Source organism: Silicimonas algicola, from assembly GCF_003970735.1.
In the GTDB taxonomy this organism is placed as follows: Bacteria; Pseudomonadota; Alphaproteobacteria; order Rhodobacterales; family Rhodobacteraceae; genus Silicimonas; species Silicimonas algicola.
The window spans coordinates 1300128-1318641 of sequence record NZ_CP034588.1 but is presented as its reverse complement, the minus strand read 5'-3'; the positions used below and the strand labels follow the sequence as shown (position 1 = coordinate 1318641).

The 18514-nt window shown below is 60.0% G+C and carries 18 protein-coding genes; 13 read left to right on the top strand and 5 right to left on the bottom strand.

The window, feature by feature from the left end:
* The first annotated feature begins 45 nt into the window (after window positions 1–45).
* Window positions 46–1836, top strand: coding sequence for an aminopeptidase P family protein (locus EF888_RS06600; protein ID WP_109760315.1), 1791 nt, complete (start codon window positions 46–48; stop codon window positions 1834–1836).
* Between the two features lie 52 nt (window positions 1837–1888).
* Window positions 1889–2233, top strand: coding sequence for a DUF427 domain-containing protein (locus tag EF888_RS06595; protein WP_109760254.1), 345 nt, complete (start codon window positions 1889–1891; stop codon window positions 2231–2233).
* Between the two features lie 4 nt (window positions 2234–2237).
* Here EF888_RS06595 and EF888_RS06590 read toward each other — a convergent pair whose 3' ends face one another.
* A complete protein-coding gene (locus tag EF888_RS06590) occupies window positions 2238–3929 on the bottom strand; it encodes a chloride channel protein (protein ID WP_420902661.1) in 1692 nt (563 codons plus the stop codon).
* Window positions 3930–4046: 117 nt separating this feature from the next.
* Here EF888_RS06590 and EF888_RS06585 point away from each other — a divergent pair, with 117 nt between their 5' ends.
* Window positions 4047–4820 carry a LamB/YcsF family protein gene (locus EF888_RS06585; RefSeq protein WP_109760255.1) on the top strand — a complete coding sequence of 258 codons (774 nt, stop codon included), beginning with the start codon at window positions 4047–4049 and terminating at the stop codon, window positions 4818–4820.
* A 4-nt stretch (window positions 4821–4824) separates the two neighbouring features.
* On the opposite strand, the gene EF888_RS06580 is transcribed toward EF888_RS06585, so the two are convergent.
* Window positions 4825–5082, bottom strand: a complete 258-nt coding sequence (locus EF888_RS06580; RefSeq protein WP_109760256.1) for a hypothetical protein — start codon at window positions 5080–5082, stop codon at window positions 4825–4827.
* Window positions 5083–5337: 255 nt separating this feature from the next.
* On the opposite strand from EF888_RS06580, the gene EF888_RS06575 reads away from it, so the two are divergent.
* On the top strand, window positions 5338–5538 hold the full coding sequence (locus tag EF888_RS06575) for a hypothetical protein (protein ID WP_109760257.1): 201 nt from the start codon (window positions 5338–5340) through the stop codon (window positions 5536–5538).
* 72 nt (window positions 5539–5610) lie between these two features.
* On the opposite strand, the gene tig is transcribed toward EF888_RS06575, so the two are convergent.
* From tig to EF888_RS06560, 3 genes are all read right to left on the bottom strand, one after another.
* Window positions 5611–6942: a trigger factor gene (gene tig / locus EF888_RS06570; protein WP_109760258.1), complete on the bottom strand. Its 1332-nt coding sequence runs from the start codon at window positions 6940–6942 to the stop codon at window positions 5611–5613.
* Window positions 6943–7053: 111 nt separating this feature from the next.
* Window positions 7054–7878: a metallophosphoesterase family protein gene (locus EF888_RS06565; protein ID WP_109760259.1), complete on the bottom strand. Its 825-nt coding sequence runs from the start codon at window positions 7876–7878 to the stop codon at window positions 7054–7056.
* Window positions 7875–8798, bottom strand: coding sequence for a diacylglycerol/lipid kinase family protein (locus EF888_RS06560; protein ID WP_109760260.1), 924 nt, complete (start codon window positions 8796–8798; stop codon window positions 7875–7877). Before EF888_RS06560 ends, EF888_RS06565 begins: the two co-directional genes overlap by 4 nt.
* A 316-nt stretch (window positions 8799–9114) precedes the next feature.
* Between EF888_RS06560 and EF888_RS06550 the strand changes: the two genes are divergently transcribed.
* The 9 genes from EF888_RS06550 (at window position 9115) to EF888_RS21725 (ending at window position 18497) form a co-directional block, all read left to right on the top strand.
* Entirely contained in the window at window positions 9115–10401 is a 1287-nt protein-coding gene (locus EF888_RS06550; RefSeq protein ID WP_109760261.1) for a tyrosine-type recombinase/integrase, read from the top strand.
* Window positions 10402–10553: 152 nt separating this feature from the next.
* A complete protein-coding gene (locus EF888_RS06545; protein ID WP_109760262.1) occupies window positions 10554–10820 on the top strand; it encodes a hypothetical protein in 267 nt (88 codons plus the stop codon).
* Window positions 10813–11295, top strand: a complete 483-nt coding sequence (locus tag EF888_RS06540) for a hypothetical protein (protein ID WP_109760263.1) — start codon at window positions 10813–10815, stop codon at window positions 11293–11295. The genes EF888_RS06545 and EF888_RS06540 overlap by 8 nt, the downstream gene beginning before the upstream one ends.
* A gap of 600 nt (window positions 11296–11895) precedes the next feature.
* Window positions 11896–12186: a hypothetical protein gene (locus EF888_RS06535; protein ID WP_164721597.1), complete on the top strand. Its 291-nt coding sequence runs from the start codon at window positions 11896–11898 to the stop codon at window positions 12184–12186.
* A 65-nt stretch (window positions 12187–12251) separates the two neighbouring features.
* Window positions 12252–12650 (top strand): hypothetical protein, encoded by a 399-nt coding sequence (locus tag EF888_RS06530; RefSeq protein WP_109760264.1) that lies wholly within the window; start codon window positions 12252–12254, stop codon window positions 12648–12650.
* Window positions 12651–13328: 678 nt separating this feature from the next.
* A complete protein-coding gene (locus tag EF888_RS06525) occupies window positions 13329–16622 on the top strand; it encodes a hypothetical protein (protein ID WP_109760266.1) in 3294 nt (1097 codons plus the stop codon).
* Between the two features lie 704 nt (window positions 16623–17326).
* Window positions 17327–17614: a hypothetical protein gene (locus EF888_RS06520; protein ID WP_126918522.1), complete on the top strand. Its 288-nt coding sequence runs from the start codon at window positions 17327–17329 to the stop codon at window positions 17612–17614.
* 264 nt (window positions 17615–17878) lie between these two features.
* Complete coding sequence (locus tag EF888_RS06515) at window positions 17879–18094, top strand: hypothetical protein (protein WP_109760267.1); 216 nt, start codon at window positions 17879–17881, stop codon at window positions 18092–18094.
* Window positions 18095–18173: 79 nt separating this feature from the next.
* On the top strand, window positions 18174–18497 hold the full coding sequence (locus EF888_RS21725) for a hypothetical protein (RefSeq protein ID WP_146203006.1): 324 nt from the start codon (window positions 18174–18176) through the stop codon (window positions 18495–18497).
* Window positions 18498–18514 lie beyond the last annotated feature (17 nt).

Below are 18514 nucleotides of genomic sequence, written 5' to 3'. Positions count from 1 at the left end.
CACATCGCGCTTGCGCCCTCGCGGCCCTTCCTGTTCCCTCCGCGCATGTTCCAAAGCTTTGCCTCCACCGCCTCGCCCGAGCAGGGACCGCCACGTCTCGCAGCCCTTCGCGCCGAGATGACGGCGGAGATGCTTGACGCCTTCCTCGTCCCCCGCTCGGACCGTCATCAGGGCGAGTATGTCGCGCCCGCGGACGAGCGTCTGTCCTGGCTCACGGGGTTCACCGGATCCGCCGGTTTCGCCGTGGTGACGGCAGAGGAAGCCGCGGTCTTCGTCGACGGACGTTATCGGCTTCAGGTGACCGCGCAGGTGGCGTCGGACTTCAGCCCGGTCGACTTCCCGAAAGTCCGCCTCGGTCCCTGGCTCGCCGATCATCTGCCGGCAGGTGCTCGGGTGGGGTTCGACCCCTGGCTGCACACCACGGACGAGATCGAGGCGGCGCGCAAGGCCGCGCCGGAGATCGGGCTCGTCGCCTGCGACAACCTCGTCGACCGCATCTGGCAGGACCGCCCCCCTTTACCGTCGGCCCCGGTCAGGGCGCACCCGCTGGACGTCGCGGGCGAGACGAGCAGCGCGAAGCGGGACCGGCTGGCCAAAGAGCTGCGGCGCGCCGGTCAAAGGGCAGCGATCCTCACCCTGCCCGACTCGATCTGCTGGCTTCTGAACATCCGCGGCTCGGACGTGGCGCGGAACCCGGTCGTGCAGGCCTTCGCCATCCTCTTCGACGACGGGCACGTCTCGGTCTTTTCGGACCCTCCGAAGTTCGATGGCGTCGCTGACCATCTGGACGTCGACCTTCATCACTGGGAGGCGTTCGAGGCGGCTCTCACGCAACTCTCCGGACCTGTGCGCGTCGATCGCAAGACGGCGCCCCTTGCGGTCTCGACCATCCTGAGCGAGGCCGAGATCGAGGTCTCCTGGGGCGACGATCCGTGCAGCCTGCCCAAGGCGCGGAAGAATGCGGCCGAGATCGAGGGGATGCGCGAGGTCCACCTGATCGACGGCGCGGCGATGGTCGAATTCCTGCGCTGGCTGGACGACCGCGCGTCAAGGGGCGGGCTGACCGAGATCGGCGCGGTGAAGGCGCTGGAAGGTTTTCGCCGTCAATCGAACCAGCTTCAGGACATCTCGTTCGAGACGATCTCTGGCGCAGGGCCGAACGGCGCCATCATCCATTATCGCGTCACCGAGGAGACCGACCGCGAGATCCGCGACGGCGAACTGTTCCTCATCGACTCCGGCGGTCAATACCTGAAGGGCACGACCGACATCACGCGAACGGTGATCGTGGGCGAGCCGACGGAGGAGATGCGGACGCAGTACACCCGCGTGCTTCAGGGGCTAATCGCCGTGTCGATGGCGCGCTTCCCGCGCGGCGTCTCGGGGCGGGACATCGACCCTCTGGCCCGTGCGGCGCTTTGGCGGGCGGGGCAGGACTTCGATCACGGCACGGGGCATGGCGTCGGTGCGTACCTGTCGGTCCACGAGGGGCCACAGCGCATCTCGCGCATCTCGGAAGTGCCGCTCGAGCCCGGAATGATCCTCTCGAACGAGCCCGGCTACTATCGCGACGGCGCCTATGGCATCCGGCTCGAGAACCTGATCGTCGTTCGTGACGCCGAGAAGATCGGGGACATGCGAGATCAGCTCGACTTCGAGACCCTGACCTTCGTGCCCTTCGACCGGCGCCTGATCGACACGGATCTGATGGGGCCATGGGAGGTCGACTGGCTTGACCGCTACCATGCCGAAGTGCGACAGAAGCTGACTGACCGAATTTCGTCGGAGGCGCGGGACTGGCTCTATGCCGCCACGGCGCCCCTGCCCCGCGCGTGACACGCAGTCGTCACCCGCGCGAGGCAGGATCGACAGCAGACAGGAGGACGACATGGCCGATCATATCCGGATCGCTCCGGCCGAAGGAACGTGGGTGGTCCGCGCCGGCGGCGCCGTCATCGGAGAAAGCGACGACGCGCTCAAGCTCGAGGAGGACGGCTATCCCTTCGTCGTCTACTTCCCGCGGGAGGACATCGCGATGGAATTCCTCGACGTGACGGACAAGGTGACGACGGATCAGGTCAAGGGACAGGCGGCGCACTATTCGATCGTCACGCGCAGCACCGTCCTCGAGAACGCGGCGTGGTCCTACGAGAGCCCCAAGGCAGAAGTCTCGCAGATCGCCGGGCACATCGCCTTCTACGCGACCGATACGGTCGCCATCGAGCAGGTCTGACGGGTCAGCGATGTTCCTCGGCCGCAGTCGCGGCCAGCGCGCGGTTGTAGGCGCGCAGAGCGTCGACGTGAAAGAGTGCACCGTGAATGCGGGGCGTCTCGCCCTCGGCGCCGAGCGTCACCACCGGCAGGAAGGCGCGGCCGGTGTTCTCGAACTGCGGAAGTGCTGTTTCGAGCGTGGCGTTCGGATCGACCCAGTGGCCGTCCTCGATGGCGGACCAGACGGCGTCCTCGGGCGCATAGCGCGGGTCCTCCGGCTTGCGCATGACGTTTGCCACCCGGAAGAGCGACAGAAGATAGGCCTGCGGACCCTGCGAGAGGTGGACGTTCCGCCGCTCGAGTTGGGTCAGGAAGAAGGAGCGGTGGACGAGGCGTGACGCAAGGCTCGTCGACATGGACACCGCGACCATGACGGCAAGTCCCGTCTGCCAGTCGCCGGTCAGCTCGAAGACGATGAGCGTGGTCGAAATGGGCGCGCCAAGGACGGCCGCGGCGACAGCGCCCATGCCGGCAAGTGCGTAAAGCGTTTCCGACCCGGAGTTGTCGGGAAAGATCGCCGTGGCGGTCAACCCGAAGGCGAGGCCCAGAAGGGCCCCCACCATCAGGGAGGGCGAGAAGATGCCCCCGCCCATTCGGCCCGCGAAGGTGATGGCGACCGCGACTACCTTGATGACGCAGAAGACTACCGCTTCGCGCCAGCCGAGCGCACCCGTCAGCGCGGCCGAGGTCGTCTCGTAGCCCACGCCGATGATGTGCGGGAAGGCGAGCGCGATCAGGCCGAGGATCAGGCCCGAAAGTGCCGGCCGCAAGACGCGTGGAAGGCCGGTCCGTTCCTTGAAGCGGGTGAACAGGTCGTCGGCGAGGAAGATGGTGCCCATCATCACGGCTGCAACCAGTCCCGACAGCAAACCCAGAAGGAGGAAGGCCGGAAGCTCGACGTAGAAGGACAGGCTGCCCTCCTGCGCCAGGGTGAACTCGGTCACGTCGCCGAAGACGAGGCGCGAGATGACCGTGCCCGCGACGCTGGCGATCACGATTGGCGCGAAGGCATGGGCCGCGAAGTGCCGCAGGATGACCTCCAGCGCAAAGAGAGCGCCCGCAATCGGTGCATTGAACGAGGCTGAAACGGCGGCCGCGACGGCACATCCCAAAAGATCACGTCCGGTGATGCCATCAGCGTTGATCCGGCGCGACACCCAGGATGCGATGACGGCGACGAGGTGAACGACCGGGCCCTCGCGTCCGCTCGAACCTCCCGTGGACAGGGTGATGAGCGAGGCCGCAGCCGAGGCGAGGCCCTCCTTCGTGTGGACGCGACCCTCGTTCAGTGCGGCGCCCTCGATGACTTCGGCCACCGACTTGGCCCTGTGGTCGGCGGTGAAGCGGTTCAGGATCAGGCCCACGACAAGGCCGCCGACCACCGGGATGGCGACGATCCAGTACCACGCCAGCGTCTCCGCATAGGTTCGCATCAGCCGGGGCTCGTCGGTGCCGTAGAGCGCCGATTGGAGAAGGTTGATCCCGAGCCGGAACAGCACCGCCGCGCATCCTGCGGCGAGGCCGATGAGAAGGGCGATGAACCAGAACTGGACCTTGTCGGGACCCCGTTCCCGCATCAGGCGCCAGGCCCGAAGGATTTCTTCCCTGACCTTGTCGGCCAGGAAGGCGACCCAGTTCTGCGGTGGCGGGGTGTCCATTCCGATCTCCTGCCCCGTTCGTAGGACAACGCGCCTTGTACCGAAAGGCCCTCGCTGTGCGATTTGGGCCGTGCTGTGGTCTTGCGCTTCGGAGGATCTCCAAGGCATCCTTCCGGCATGGCACTTTCGGTCGACCTGAATTCGGACATGGGCGAGGGCTTCGGGCCCTGGAAGATGGGCGACGACGCGGGGCTTCTGCGGATCGTCACCTCGGCCAACATTGCCTGCGGGTTCCATGCGGGCGACGCCGACACGATGGCGGCGACGATGCGGCTGGCGGTCGAGCACGGCGTAGGAATTGGCGCGCATCCAGGCTTTGCGGACCTTCAGGGCTTCGGACGGCGGCAGATGCAGGTGCCGATCCCCACGCTCGCCAACATGGTCCGCTATCAGGTCGGAGCGGCGCAGGCGATGGCGCGTGCGGCGGGAGGCGAGGTAGGGCATCTGAAGCTGCACGGCGCATTGTCCAACATGGCCTGCCACGACGAGGCGATGGCGCGCGCCTGCTTCGAGGCGGCGCTCGATGTTGCGCCCGATATCGTCATCATGGGGCTGGCCGCGACGGTGATGGAGACGGTGGCGCGCGACCTCGGCTGCAACTGGGCGGGAGAGATTTTCGCGGACCGCGCCTACAACGCCGACGGCACGCTCGTCGACCGGCGCCAGCCCCGCGCGATGATCCACGACGCGGGCGAGGCTGCGCAGCGGATGGTGGAGTTCGTCAAGGCTGGAGCGATCCTTGCAGGCGACGGATCACGACTGGAGACGAGGATCGACAGCATCTGCGTTCATGGCGACAGTGCCGAGGCGGTGGCGCTGGCGCAGGCAGTGAGGGACGGCCTGACGGAGGCCGGGATCGAGGTTCGGCCGTTCGGCGGCCAACCCCTGTGACGCGTCAATAGACTTGAGGGACCACGGGATCGGCCTCAACGCGCAGCTGGCGGTCCCAGCCGGCGTCGAGGTCGGTCACCTTGCTCAGGACCCTGAGGATGCGGGTCGAGGGAACCCCGGCGAAACTGCAGAAGTCCAGATCGTCCTCAAGTGCTGCGAGCTCGTCGTCGGCAAGCGACGAAATAGCCTGTGAGAGGGTTTCAGCATCGACGCTGTCGAGAGGGACGGACCGGCTGGCGTGGTCGGAGATGAAGTCGAACATGGGACATAACTCGTAGACTGACACTGTGACTCCCGTTTACCAAAAACGCGCTGCAATCTCCACATGTAATTTCCGCAGTTTTTGCACGTATGTGGCGACATTGGGGCAAGACTGCCTTATTCTGACCACATTTGGTTTTGCGCACGGAACTTCCGCAGAAATTTCGTGAAAACTCCCCTCACCTACCACGAAGCGACCGCAATCCCGGGCCAATGGGAACGTGTGACCACATTACAAGTGACGGGAGAGACAAGAATGAAGAAAGTCGCCGGATCGGATGCCCTTGAGAGGGTCTTGGGTTTCGGGCTTTTTGCGCTCTACCTCGTCACCTCCATCCGCCTCTGCCGCTATTCGACGTGGCGCCGAGCGGGCTCGCCCAATCCGTTTCTGCCGCCGACGATGAAGGTCGCCCTCGCGGCCTACGAGCGTCAGCGGGTCGTTCTTGCGCTGACCTGAGCCACCCGCAGACGTCGCAAGAAAAAGGCCGCCTCTCGGGGCGGCCCTTCTCGTTGTCGGATCGGCCGGGGCCTATTCGTCGTCGAGCGCGTCGACCGCCTTCTGAAGCTCATCCTTGGATGACTTCTTTTCCTTCACGGTCGTCTGCTCGAAGATGTGGTCGACGACCTTGTCTTCGAAGATCGGCGCCTGAAGCTGCTGCCGCATCTGGGCGTTCTGCTGAACGAATTCGAAGAACTGCCGCTCTTGCCCGGGATACTGGCGGGCCTGGTTCATCACGGCCTGGGTCATCTCGGCGTCGGTCACCTTGATCTCGGCCTTCTGACCAAGCTCGGCCAGGAGAAGTCCGAGACGCACACGGCGCTCGGCGAGCTTCTTGTGCTCTTCCGTGGGCTCGATCTTGTCGTGATTGTGACCCTGGTGATCCGGGTTCTCGTCGTGCCAGAGCTGGTGTGCGATCTGGGCTGCCTCGGCTTCGACCAGAGACGGCGGCAGGTCGAACGACACAACGTCGTCGAGCGCATCGAGAAGCGCCCGCTTCATCACCGCGCGCGAGGCGCTGTCGTATTCGGACTTGATCCGTTCCGACACCTGGGTCTTCAGCGCGTCGAGGCTTTCCGCGCCGTATTTCTTCGCCAGATCGTCGTCGAGCGTTGCAGGCTTCGGTTCCTTCACGGCCTTGACGGTGACGTCGAAGGTCGCGGCCTGGCCGGCGAGTTCCTTGTTGCCATAGGCTTCGGGGAAGCTGACCTCGACCGTCATTTCATCGCCGGCCTTCACGCCGACGAGCTGCTCTTCGAAGCCGGGGATGAATTGACCCGACCCAAGCGTCAGCGGAAAATCCTCGGCCGCGCCGCCCTGGAAGGCCTCGCCTCCGACCTTGCCGACGAAGTCGATCACGACCTGATCGCCGTCCTTGGACTTCGAGCCCTTCTTGCGATCCTCGAAGTTCTGGGAGCTTTCGGCAAGCTTCTGGAGCGCTTCGTCGATCGATGCGTCATCGGCTTCGACGACCAGCTTTTCCAGTTTGATCTTCGACAGGTCGACCTCGGGAATGTCGGGCAGCGCCTCGTAGGTCATGTCGACCTCGACGTCGTCGCCTTCCTTCCAGCCTTCGTTCTTCATCTCGACCTTCGGCTGCATCGCCGGACGGTCGCCAGACTCCTCGAAGTGCTTGGCCATGACGCCGTCGACGCTTTCCTGCATCGCCTCGCCCAGAAGGCGGGGGCCGAACTGCTTGCGCAGAAGCGCCATCGGCACCTTGCCCTTGCGGAAGCCCTTCATCTCGACCTCGGGGGCGGCCTCGGCGAGCTTCTCGTTGACCTTCGCGTCCAGTTCCTCGGCCGTGACGATCAGCTTGTAGCCGCGCATCAGCCCTTCGTTCAGCGTCTGGGTGACCTGCATGGGTATCCTCGTGTCTGTCCCGCGCGCGTGCGGCGCGGGGCCGGAAAATCAGCGGCCCTTCTAGGGCGGGGACGGCAGGGGCGCAAGCGGAAACGGGCGTTCCGGAAGGCGTCAGATGGCCCGGGCCAGAGCATCGTCGCTGACCACGGTCCAGCCCGAGACGCCGCGGCGGAAGACGTGGATTTCCCCGGTCTCGAATTGCGCCTTTCCTTCGGGGACCGCCATTTGCATCACCCTCAGCTTGTCGCCCTTCGCGTCGATCACCGCGAAGTCATTCGGCTCGCCGCGCACGCGCGACGAAAGCCCCGTCCCGGTGTGGACCTGAAGGGTCTGCTGGACGCCCTTGCGCGCCACGAATGGCTCCACCCGCCAGTGGTGCAGATGCCCTGAAAGGATGACGTGGGGGCCGCAATGCGACCATGTCTCGAGCGCGTCCGGGGCGCAGAGCATCAGCTTCTTTTCGATCAGTTCCGCGTGGTGAAACGGGTGGTGCGCAACGATGATGACCGTCTTGCGGCCGACATTGCGCGTGATGTGCTCGGCGATGCGGTCGATCTGGGCAGCGGTGACCTTGCCTCGCTGGTGCGCCCGGGGATCGGTGGTGTCGAGACCCACGATCTCGACGCTTGGGTAGCTGCGCACCGGCTCGCGTTCTGCAGCGATGAACTTCGAGTAGGCGGCGTAGGGTGCGAAGAGCCGGGAGGACAGGTTGTAAAGCGGAATATCGTGGTTTCCCGGGACGGCAAGCCACGGCACCTCGAGCCGATCCATGAACTCTCTTGCCGGGCGGAACTGCGAGGCGCGGGCGCGCTGGACGAAATCGCCCGCCATGACGACGAGGTCGGGACTGGCCTGACGGATCGCATCGGACAGGGGGACGAGAAGGTCGGGCCGTTCCCGCCCGAAGTGCAGGTCGGATATCTGGACCAGCCTCATCCTTCAGGAACCAGCACCTGCACGGCGTCCTTCAAGACCCTGAAACGATAAGGACCCTTCATGCGCTCGTTCTCGCCGTCGCGCGCGACAAGGCGCTCGGCCCGGCGCGTTTCGATCAACACCTCTTCGCCCGTGAGAAGCGTGAAGTCGTGATCCTTGCGGGCCCCGCGAAAGGCGACCTTGAGTGCGCGCCAGATCAGCATGAGCCGTCCGCTGTCGGGCGCGATCATCACGGCGAACTTGCCGTCACGCACAGCCTCGGCGCCGTCGAGCTCGTACTCTTCGAGCTGGTAGGCACAGATACCGACGAAGACCATGGGGGTCTTGGTCCGAACCTTCTTGCCGTCGACGGTCACCGCCATCGTCAGGGGCTTGTAGAGGGTGATCATGGCCTTGAGGACAGACCAATAGGCCGCCATGCGGCTCCGGCCCCAGGTCTTGTAGACGTCCTCGCGCTCTTTCAGGATCATCGCATAGGCGCCGATGCTGGCATTGTTGATGAACACCTTGCCGTTCACGTCGCCGAGCGTCGCGGGTTCCGTGCGGCCAGACCGGATCACCTCGACCGCGTCATCGAATTCCTCTGGGATATTAAGGCTTCGCGCGAAGAAGTTGAACGTTCCAAGCGGCAGCACGCCCATGTTCACGCCGGAGTCCACAAGACCCGCAGCCACGCCGCATATGGTGCCGTCTCCACCCGCCGCCACGACCGTCGTGAAGCCGTTCTTGGCCGCCGCGCGGGCAATCTCGGTCAGGTCGTCGCCGGGCGCGACGGCATGCACCTCAAGCGACCGCCCCGTGGCCGAGAGCGCCTGCTGAAGGCGCGAGGCGCAGTCCGTGCCTTCGCCGGTGCCGGAGCCCTGGTTGACGATCGCATAAATGGCGCCGGTGTCCGCGTCCGGTTGGGTCTGGAGATTCATCTGGGTGTCCTGACTGAGCGGCAGGACAACGCGATCCCCTGACGGCGGTTCCGGGCGAAAAGGGGCAGTGGTGCGGGTGAAGGGACTCGAACCCCCACGCCTTGCGGCGCCAGAACCTAAATCTGGTGATTTTGCCTTTTTACCCCCCAGATGTGACATTTTGGCGAAAGGGTCCGCAGCCCGTAAGTTTATGTAAAGATGCATTATTTTGATCGTGTGAGCGTTTCCTCATAGTTTGGCCGCATTCTGTGGATAACCCCCGATTCTGCGTTCCGCGCGTAGCAGAATTGTAGCAGGATCGGTTGGAGGGCCAGAAATGACCAAACGCATCAAGCTGACTAAAGCGGTAATCGACGGCCTTCACTATGAGCGCGACGGCGGACAGGTCAGCGACCTTGAGGTACCCGAACTGAAGGTGCGCCTCACACCTACGGCGAAGACTTACGAAGCTCGCTGGACGTCGAAGACGGAGGGGCGCGTCCTTACCCGTAAGATTGCCCGCGTCGGAGAGATAAGCGTCAGCGAAGCCCGAGACCGCGCGCGCAAGATCGTCGCAGAAGATCTACCCCGTGCCGTCGAAACCTTGAGGGACGTTTTCAAGGTTTGGGATCAGACCTACTCGTCGGCAGTCAGCGCCGGGCATGCGGAAGAGTTCCGCCGAACATGGGCCAAGCACATTGAGCCCGATTTAGGTCACTTGAAGCTGACCGCCCTCACCCACAACAAGCTCCAAGGCTGGTACAACAAGAAGCGCACTGAATACCCCCTTTCGCCCAAGGGCAAGGCGCGCACCAAACCTAATTCGGCGGCGACGGTCCGGCGCTGGATAGCTTACGTTTCGAAGCTATGCGCCATCGCCCGCAAGCTCGGCTACATGGTTGGAAATCCGACCGAAGGCTTGGAGATGGCAACTCCAAGTCGGCGGCTGGACCTTTTTAACCGAGAAGACATCAGGACCCTTGGCGACAACCTGACCGGAATAGAAAACAGGTACCCAATCGGTGCGGCGTTGATACGGTTCCTTATGATCTTCCCGTGTCGCGGTATCGAGGCGCGCGAAATGCTGTGGAGGGACGTCGATCTTGAGGCGGGGACATGGACCATCCCCGCCGACCGATACAAGACCGGCCAAGACAAAGTTTTTCCACTAGGACCACTCCAAGTGGACCATCTTCGGAACCTGCCCCGCTGGTCGGACACATACGTTTTTCCGCGCCCGTCCAGTATCGGCGTCGGTCGGACAAAGACCGCTCAAACGGACAGCGACTTGCCGGTAACCAAGAACCATCAGATTCATGTCTGGAAGAAGGTCCGACCGAAGCCCTTGGGCGCGCATACTCTTCGGCGGACGATTGGCCACCTCTTGCTCAACAAGAACGTGCCGTTGGAGGTCGTCTCCAAGCTCTTGGGCCATAGCAACACTCTTGTGACGCAACAAATTTACGCTCGACTGGACCCCCAGACGGCGGCAAAACACTTGGCAGTTTGGAGCACCTTCCTTGAAGATGACGAGGCAGAAACAGAACCGCATTTCGTGGATTATGTGCTCAAACAACAAAGCAAGATTGCAGCCCATGAATACAACAAGAAATTAGTCGACTAAGCTCGCATTTCGAAAATTCTAACTATGACCCGTTATGCTAATTTTACTTGACGTATCTAATGTCATTTAATACAATGCGAGCTACATGGGATATTTTTGTGCCGGGGGCTCGATCTATTCCTTAAATCACCTATTTATGAGGATAGATAGAAATGACCGGGATTGTATCCTATGGCGATATCGCTGTCGCCACCCGTAGAAGTATCAGTAGTGTGAACATGTTTTCTGCTCTGTCCCGCCCGAAGTCTATGCCTTACAAGGGCATCAAGCTTAATGGATCGCATTTGCCGACACGTTTCTACGATATTGAGAATGTGGTCTCGTGGCTCTGGACTGCATATGCCCATATGGACAATGTGACCGAGAGGAACCTACGCACCTTGGCGTTGCAGAACGCGGAGGCGTATGGTGATGTCTGAAGAATTCCGCCGCATCGTCGCTACATCGCCCGAGTTGCAGGCGCGCTGGCACACTATGACCGACCGCCTTGCTGCCAAGGTCCGCGAAGACTTCGGCGTTGAGGTACCGAAGGAAGAACTGGCACAAGTATTGTGCGTGCGCCTTGCCGTGCTCTCCGGTGACGAAGATCTGTTGACTACATTCGACGCTGAGATTCAGCGTCATCCCGGCGTGGCGCAAGCCGCGAAAGAGCGAGAGCTAGTTCGCATTCTGGCGGATCAGAAAGACCCGGCGCACGACCATGCGCGTAACGAATGGAATCGTCTTTCGCCTCATGAGAAGATTCGCCGTGCCCGTCAGATAGAAGCCGCACAGCCGAAGACCGCAAAGCCCAAGATACTTTCGGTCGAAGAGCAAGCAGCGGCTATTAAGATGGTGTCGCAGCTTCGCGGCGGTGACCGGATCGCGATGGCGCGCAAACTTGGACTGTCGTAGTTGTGGCTAACGCGCCGGGTAGTCAGGCTCTCAAGCCAAGGGCGGAACGGTTCGCCGTCCTTCTGTGTGATGGGATGACTCAGCTTCCTGCGTATTGTCAGAGCGCAGAGCCTCCCGTGCCCCCTTCCAAGGGACGACAAGTAGCCGCCAGTCGCTTGGCGAACAGGGAAGACGTTCGCGACCGCGTGGCCTTCCTGAAGCGCGAGCGCGCTGACGCGCGTAGTGTCAATGCGGAGCCGGTCACGCGTCAAGCCATTCACTCTCTGCTTGAAGAAGTAACCGCCGCACTTCGCGCCGGTTCTGAAGCTGCCTCTCGGGCTGGGTCCGGCGCGATTGCCCAACAACTGAATCGAGTGATTTTGACCCACTCCGGGCGAAGCAATCGGGCATCTGTCAGAGCCCCTGTGGAGGAAAAGGCTGATCTAACATTCGATACAGAATTGGCCTTAACGCGCCTTTCTTGGTGCCGCTGTAATGACTAGCCCAACTACCATTCAAGCAGTCATTTTCGTGTGTCGCGAGGAGTCCGCCCGTCTTCGGGAACTCGTGCGCGATCTTGAGAATGCGGAGTCCCGCAGGCTTGAGGGCATTCTTAGGTCTTTGAGCAAAACTGCCGACACGCTGAGTGCCGCGCTAACGCGCGTAAGCTCGTACGACATCGATCAGATTGATGGCGAGTCCGACGATAAGGTGAACCGGGAGCCGGATGTTGATGGTGGCCGCTATGAACTGGTTCGGCGACTTCATTGCGCTTCGATCTTCGGGCTTTGTGGGCACTGTGAAGGCGTCCGCGATCATGGCTCCAATAATGCGACGGATACAGCAGGGGCGGTTGAATCCTATGCGATCGCCCGCGCGCGTGAGCGCGCTCAAGACCAAACCGAAAACTAGACAAAGCTTACCCGATAACCCCCACTCACTCTGCCCCGACCGGAGACGAACTATGAAGGCATAATATGTACGACGATCTTTCCGTTCCGCAGAGGGCTGCCCTCTTGTGTGGGATGCGCGGTGCCCTCGGGCTAGAATTGGGCGATGAAGGGCCGCTCGGGCCGCTCGGTGCCTTCGCCGAAGCCGTGGCATTCAGCGACGACCTGCCAGCCGTTCTGATGCTCGCTGAAGCAATCGATACCGAAATTCGGCTATTCAATGTGCCGCACTGCTACGTGAACGCGGACGCTCTGCGAAAGAAACACGGGGGAGCGGCAACAGTACTCGCACTGCGTATAGCCGGATGTCAGTCCGTCGCACGAGGAACGGTCACGGTATGGCGCAAAGGGGATGCGGGTCAGAACGATCCGACCTTGACGCTAGACGGGGACCTTCTGTCTCAATGGATCAGGCACTACCAATGAATTTCTACCGCATTTCTAGAACCGGCGTCTTCTATAAGACAGAGGAAATCGACTTCATAGACTTACCCTGTGTACTGAGAAGTGATCATGAAGACTCGAATTGGCGGGTCGAAGCTCACGACGACGCTGGCGTGCGGATCGCGCTGGAACTTCGATGCGCGGAACCCGATGCCCGCTTCATAGTCGAAGAAGTGCTCAGCTACATCTTGGAGCGACCGGGTGAGAGGGATTATTCGGGTTTTTTCCCGCCTTCTCGACACGACACTAGAGGTGCGCTGTACGAAGGCTTCCTGACGTCCTGATGTCGGGAGAAGAAGGCGACGCACGGGAGACTGAAAATCCCGCACGCCGCCTATCTGTATCCCAGCGTCCCTCTTCTACCATCATAGCCGACAGAGTGCAAGCCACTACGGAGGGCAAAAAGTACTTTTATGACAGATAGTTAGGCGCGTCATGTGCCAAATTATCTCAGAATGTCACAAAGTTCTTGACTTTTTTGTAGACCATCCGAACTGGGAGCTTGACTCCGATTCGATTCGAGGCTACGTAGCAACCAGCGGACCAGTGGTCCATCGGTGTATCCCAGCAAAGATGCACCTAAACAACAGCAACCAATCCAACGCGGTTTTCCGCGAACGATTACCTATGGCCTCAAGGGGCCGAAAGAGACTGGAGAATATGAGTAAGAATGTACATTCCAAAATCGTAATGCCCACTGTGCAAGACGGCTTGCTGGCGCAAGAGTCGCTTGAAAACGAAGACGTAATTGACGCGCTGGATACCGGCGACGCGAACGATAGCGAAGAATTCCAGTATCTGAACGACGCAGAAATCCTCGGCGACGATAACGAGGAAATGCAAGACCTACTCTGCCGTAACGCCACCTTCATGAAAGGGGACATGTACGGGCAAGGGGATCGCCGGAATACACGCGACGGGGACTGGAAAGCGGTCACCATGACGTGGGGGGATTGGCTTGACAAAGGGTTCTCGAACCACGTCGCCTCCAAGCATAAGGAAGGTGCGTCTGTTGTCTTCGCCGAAGCCTTGGGCGGCGCGCGCAAGGATAGCGCCATCGCCACGATGCAGGCAATCTGCCTCGACATCGACTCCGGGCCTACGCTCGGCAGCGTGATAGACACACTCCTAGACAAAGACATCTTCGCCTTTGTCTACACCTCCTACAATGACGGCAAGGAAGTGATCGAGCTTAAACATGACGACATCATTCGGAAGCTAGACTTGAAAGTCCCGCTCACACGTATTCATGTTCAGGAATATCTTCGCGCGCATCACAAGGATCGTTACGACGAGTCCTTCATTGATCAAATCGAGGTAACGGACGCCCGTAAGCAAACCGCTGACGGGCTCCGCACTATCGTAAAGACGCCGCCGCTGGAAAAATTCCGCGTCATCGTCCCTCTCTGGGAGCCGGTCGAACTGAAACGCCTCGCTCTGTCCTTGGCACAATATAAGGACAAGTGGGCCGACGCCGTGACAGGTTTCGCCGTGAATACGCTAGGCGTGACCTTCGACGCGACCTGTTGTGACGTCAACCGTCTCTTCTTCACGCCTCGTCACCCTAAAGGTACGGACGCCTATTGTGCGGTCATCCGGGGTCGTCCGCTGCGCTTCGAAGATATCGCGCCGCACTCCAAAAACGCGTACCTACACAACCGCGATGACAATGCTTTCACGGCGGGCACTGAAGAGGTCGTGGAGCGGGAGACTTTTCTGACGCCTGCAGGGCGGAAGCTGAACGACTGGCATTCCACAAACAAGGAACGTTTCCTTGTCGTGGACGTCCTTGAAGATCACTGCCAAGACAAGCTCCGCGTCGCGGGCGGCGAGCGCATTGGCACCTGCCATATTGAATGCCCGTTCGAACATGAGCACTCTTCCACTGGCGGCACCGGCACCATGGCCCGTAACCCGGATGAAACCGAACACGGGTACTGGACCGTATTCTGCCGCCACGATGCGTGCGCCAGTCGCAACAAGCTCGAATTCATCAAGGAAATGCTCGACCAGAATTGGTTCGAGGAATCCGTATTGGATGATGATGCGTATTACTTGGCCGCAGAAGACTCCGAACTGGAAGACGAACCGCAACCCGACGACCCTTTGCTAGTCGCGGCCACGTTCGGCGACAACTCGGACGCCGAAATGTTGGTGCACCTCACCAAATGGGCCAAGAACGGCGCGGACATGAGCATGCAGAGTGCGATCACGGAAGTAATCGTCAAGCATACAAAGCTCGGCAAGCGCGAAGTCAACAAGCTCTGGAAGCAGGCCAAGAAAGAAAAACGCCGCAAGAAGCATGGCGTTCTGAACATCGATTCCGGTTTTGAGTTCTTGGTGTCTGAGACAAAGCGTGTCCTGAATACAGCCAATGAAGCGGACCCTTTCCTTTTTGGCTACCTTGAACAACCGGTCGAACTGCGTAGCCGCCCTGACGGAAGCGTTACCGTTAAGGCACTGACCTATGACGGTCTGTCGGAAGTTATTACGCGCGAAGTAAAGTACGAGAAATCGACTGGCGGTGAGACGGTCAGCACCGCGCCGCCGTATGATGTGGTAAAGAACATCCATCATCAGAGCTTGGATAAGTACACGCTGCCGCTGCGCGTTATCGCGACGACACCCTTCTTCGACTCTGGCGGCGCCCTTGTGAGTAATCCGGGATACCATGAGGGATCGAAGACCTACCTTGCCTTGCCGCCCGGATTTGAGGTTCCGCGCGTCAGCGCGAGACCTACTGATGATGAGTTGGACCAGTGCCGCAAACACTTCCTTGAGGTTTTCGGCGATTTTCCGTTCGACGGCCTGCCGCGAGAAGATATCGAGAACGGAAAAAGCGCGTCCTACGCCAATACCGTTGGAATGGTGGTTCTCCCTTTCATGCGAGACATGATCGATGGACCGACGCCGGGACACTTGGTCAACAAGCCTGCGCCGGGGACTGGTGCCGGGCTTCTTCTCGACGTCACGTCTCTCATCTGGACCGGGAAGAACGCCACGATGATGACGATCCCGAAGCGAAAGGAAGAGATCGGGAAGACGATCATTGCCAAGCTGCGCTCCGGCGCATCTTATCTCTGCTTCGACAATATTCCCGACAATCTCGATTCCGACGATCTGGCGATGGCACTGGCACAGGGCGTGATTGATGCCCGCGTGCTTGGCAAAAACGACGCCAGTGCTGTGGATGAAATCGAGGTGAGAGTAACATGGCTTATCACCGGTAACAACGTCAACATGTCTGACGAGCTTATCCGCCGCATGACCCTAATCGCACTTGATGCACGCATGGCGCGCCCTGAAACGCGTGGCGGCTGGCGTCATGCCAATCTGAAGCGTTGGGTTCTGGAGAACCGTCCGCGTATCGTCTGGGCGTGTCTTACCCTGATACAGAACTGGATCGCGAAGGGGCGCGAGCCGCTTGCAGGCGACTTGCGCAAGGGTGGCTTTGACGAGTGGTTGGAGAGTATCGGTGGCGTTCTCCGTGACGCTGGAATTGAAGGCTTCTACACCAATGAGGCCGAACTTCGCGAGGTTGCGACGGACGCCGAAGAGGATGGCCTTGAGACATTGGCAAGCACACTTTCTGAGTATTCGCCGGGACAGACGTTCTACGTTACCGGGAAGTTGGAACCCACGATCATGGGCATTCTGAACAATGGTCCTAAGGACCTTGACCCGGTGCCGATCCTGATCAACGGGTGGGACTATGTGGATGGCATTTACTCCAACCCTCAGCGCGTCGGTCGTCGCTTCGAAAACTTCGCCAAGAAGCCGCGATTGGCCCGCCGTCAGGCGGGATCGGGCTTCGTGACGGTAGAGATTGGGTTTGACGTGGGTTATGACTCGCACCGCAAATGCAACTTCTATTGCCTCAAGATGCGTGCGCCCGGTTCTTCCAAGTGGATCACGGACCCTGACGGGTCCGACTTCAAGAGCCTCTGCGGGTAATTTGCGGGGAGTGCGCAGCGATTTGCGGGGAGTCGTGCGGGGAGTTGGGCACGACTCCCCGCAACTTTTTACTGAACGAAAACAAATACTTGAATGACACTTGCGGGGAGTGCGGAGAGTCAGTGCGGTTCTTTTAGCAGAGAAGAAAAAGATTCTTTTGAAAGGGTAGAATGAATCTTTTTCCACGGCCCTCCGCGTTCGCGCCGCGACTCTCCGCACTCCCCGCAAATGTCAGTCAAGTTACTGATCTTTAGGGAGAAAATCTTGCGGGTGTCGCGCGCGACTCCCCGCAGAATCCGCCCAACTCCCCGCAAATCAAGCCCGTCTCCCCGCGCACCGCCCCAACCCGGCACCGCACGCGGTTAGAATTGATAGAACGACCACCTGTGACGCCGCCGCCATGCCCGCTGACGCGGGCTTACACAGTTAGAGCGGCAACCTATGACGCTGCCGACCCGGTACAGTATCCCGCGTCATAACTCCGCGTCAGCGGGACCATGGTCCCTTAAGCCTACGGCGCAGCGATCGTGCAGCGGGCCGCCCCGACATCATACGTGGTGCCTTGAACACCTGTGACGCCGCCGCATATACTTGCCCGCGTCAGCGGGCTTCACGTGAGGCGAACGTCTGCTATGAGCCCAGAGTGACAACGTTCGGGACTGATGTTACCAAGAAATGACGGCATGAAGGCGAGATGAACGCTGGTGAAAACTCGAAAGAGAGAAATTCCGATAAGCGAACTGCCGCCGCTTGTATTCTCCTTTTACAGAGAGACACCGACATGGGATCGCGAAGCGGTAGAAAAGACCCTCAGAAAGCAGCTTGCTAGTAAGGCGCACTGCATTTTCGAAGGTAACGCCATGGGTATTAACTACCATGGTAGAAGCTCGACATTCGAGCTGTATTCACTGCTTGATGATGATCAGTTGAATCTGTCAGAAGCGGATTTCTGGGAGATGGTTCGTGGTCGGTCTGTCGTCTCAAAGCTTTGACAGTCAACTGGTACTGATGACGTCCGCTCTGTCCGCATAGCAGACCTTCAGGCACACCGGCAACGCTGCACCCGCAGCGAACGGCAGCTTTGAGCCCTCTTTGACCGACGCTGCACCACTCACGAACGACCGCTTGCCTGGCCGGCACAATCACCCAGATCATTTTCCACGTTTTTGGCGATCTTATTTGCGCCTGTTGACTTTGTGTTCCAAAATTGTACTAGGTTCAGAGTTTTCAGATTGACTGCAGGGTTTTTCCGCAAAATGAGCATCTTCGGTTTATATGACGAGGTGGAGCTTTCTACTGACTTCGAGGAAGCTTGCTCCGGTCAGCGTGGCAGAATTATTCACACATTTGATCGCACAGATATGGTCGTGGTTGTAGAATTCTGGAATTCGGAAAAAATTCTTGACGTCCCTATTGGCTATCTTCGTATAATCAAGAAGGCGTCCAAGGACGAGGGTGACTTAGATGGTTGAAAGCTCTGTCAGCGAGTAAGGCCCAAGGACAACTGCTGGCACAAATGAGGGTACCGAATGGGAAGGACTCAGTGAATCGATGACGGTCCAGCCAAATTGGAGCGTGAGTGTGATGCAACTACTGTTTCGATCGCTACTGGCAGTTTTCCTGCTCGCAGCGTGTGCAGAGCAGGTGTCAGAAAATCAAGATTGGGAACAGGAAAACACAATATCGTGGAACGAAGCAATACGCGTCTTGAACGAAGGAAACGTTGTTTTTGTATCACAATCACACAGTCTCTGGGTAGGGTTTCAACTGAGGGACGGCACGACTTTTTTCGCCAAAGAGCCCGCGATCGATGAGATTTTCCGTGAGATGGACCGTTGTAACGATTGCGGAGGAATTTTGGTTTCTATGGAATAGACCGCGCCGTTTCCTTG

Bases quoted from the DNA above. Each gene is read 5' to 3' on its own strand.
- EF888_RS06530 (WP_109760264.1), top strand. From the start codon at position 12,252: ATGTACGACGATCTTTCCGTTCCGCAGAGGGCTGCCCTCTTGTGTGGG.
- EF888_RS06585 (WP_109760255.1), top strand. From the start codon at position 4,047: ATGGCACTTTCGGTCGACCTGAATTCGGACATGGGCGAGGGCTTCGGG.
- EF888_RS06595 (WP_109760254.1), top strand. From the start codon at position 1,889: ATGGCCGATCATATCCGGATCGCTCCGGCCGAAGGAACGTGGGTGGTC.
- EF888_RS06565 (WP_109760259.1), bottom strand. From the start codon at position 7,878: ATGAGGCTGGTCCAGATATCCGACCTGCACTTCGGGCGGGAACGGCCC.
- EF888_RS06560 (WP_109760260.1), bottom strand. From the start codon at position 8,798: ATGAATCTCCAGACCCAACCGGACGCGGACACCGGCGCCATTTATGCG.
- tig (WP_109760258.1), bottom strand. From the start codon at position 6,942: ATGCAGGTCACCCAGACGCTGAACGAAGGGCTGATGCGCGGCTACAAG.
- EF888_RS06525 (WP_109760266.1), top strand. From the start codon at position 13,329: ATGAGTAAGAATGTACATTCCAAAATCGTAATGCCCACTGTGCAAGAC.
- EF888_RS06515 (WP_109760267.1), top strand. From the start codon at position 17,879: ATGAGCATCTTCGGTTTATATGACGAGGTGGAGCTTTCTACTGACTTC.
- EF888_RS06590 (WP_420902661.1), bottom strand. From the start codon at position 3,929: ATGGACACCCCGCCACCGCAGAACTGGGTCGCCTTCCTGGCCGACAAG.
- EF888_RS06580 (WP_109760256.1), bottom strand. From the start codon at position 5,082: ATGTTCGACTTCATCTCCGACCACGCCAGCCGGTCCGTCCCTCTCGAC.
- EF888_RS06575 (WP_109760257.1), top strand. From the start codon at position 5,338: ATGAAGAAAGTCGCCGGATCGGATGCCCTTGAGAGGGTCTTGGGTTTC.
- EF888_RS06540 (WP_109760263.1), top strand. From the start codon at position 10,813: ATGTCTGAAGAATTCCGCCGCATCGTCGCTACATCGCCCGAGTTGCAG.
- EF888_RS06600 (WP_109760315.1), top strand. From the start codon at position 46: ATGTTCCAAAGCTTTGCCTCCACCGCCTCGCCCGAGCAGGGACCGCCA.
- EF888_RS06545 (WP_109760262.1), top strand. From the start codon at position 10,554: ATGACCGGGATTGTATCCTATGGCGATATCGCTGTCGCCACCCGTAGA.
- EF888_RS06550 (WP_109760261.1), top strand. From the start codon at position 9,115: ATGACCAAACGCATCAAGCTGACTAAAGCGGTAATCGACGGCCTTCAC.
- EF888_RS21725 (WP_146203006.1), top strand. From the start codon at position 18,174: ATGACGGTCCAGCCAAATTGGAGCGTGAGTGTGATGCAACTACTGTTT.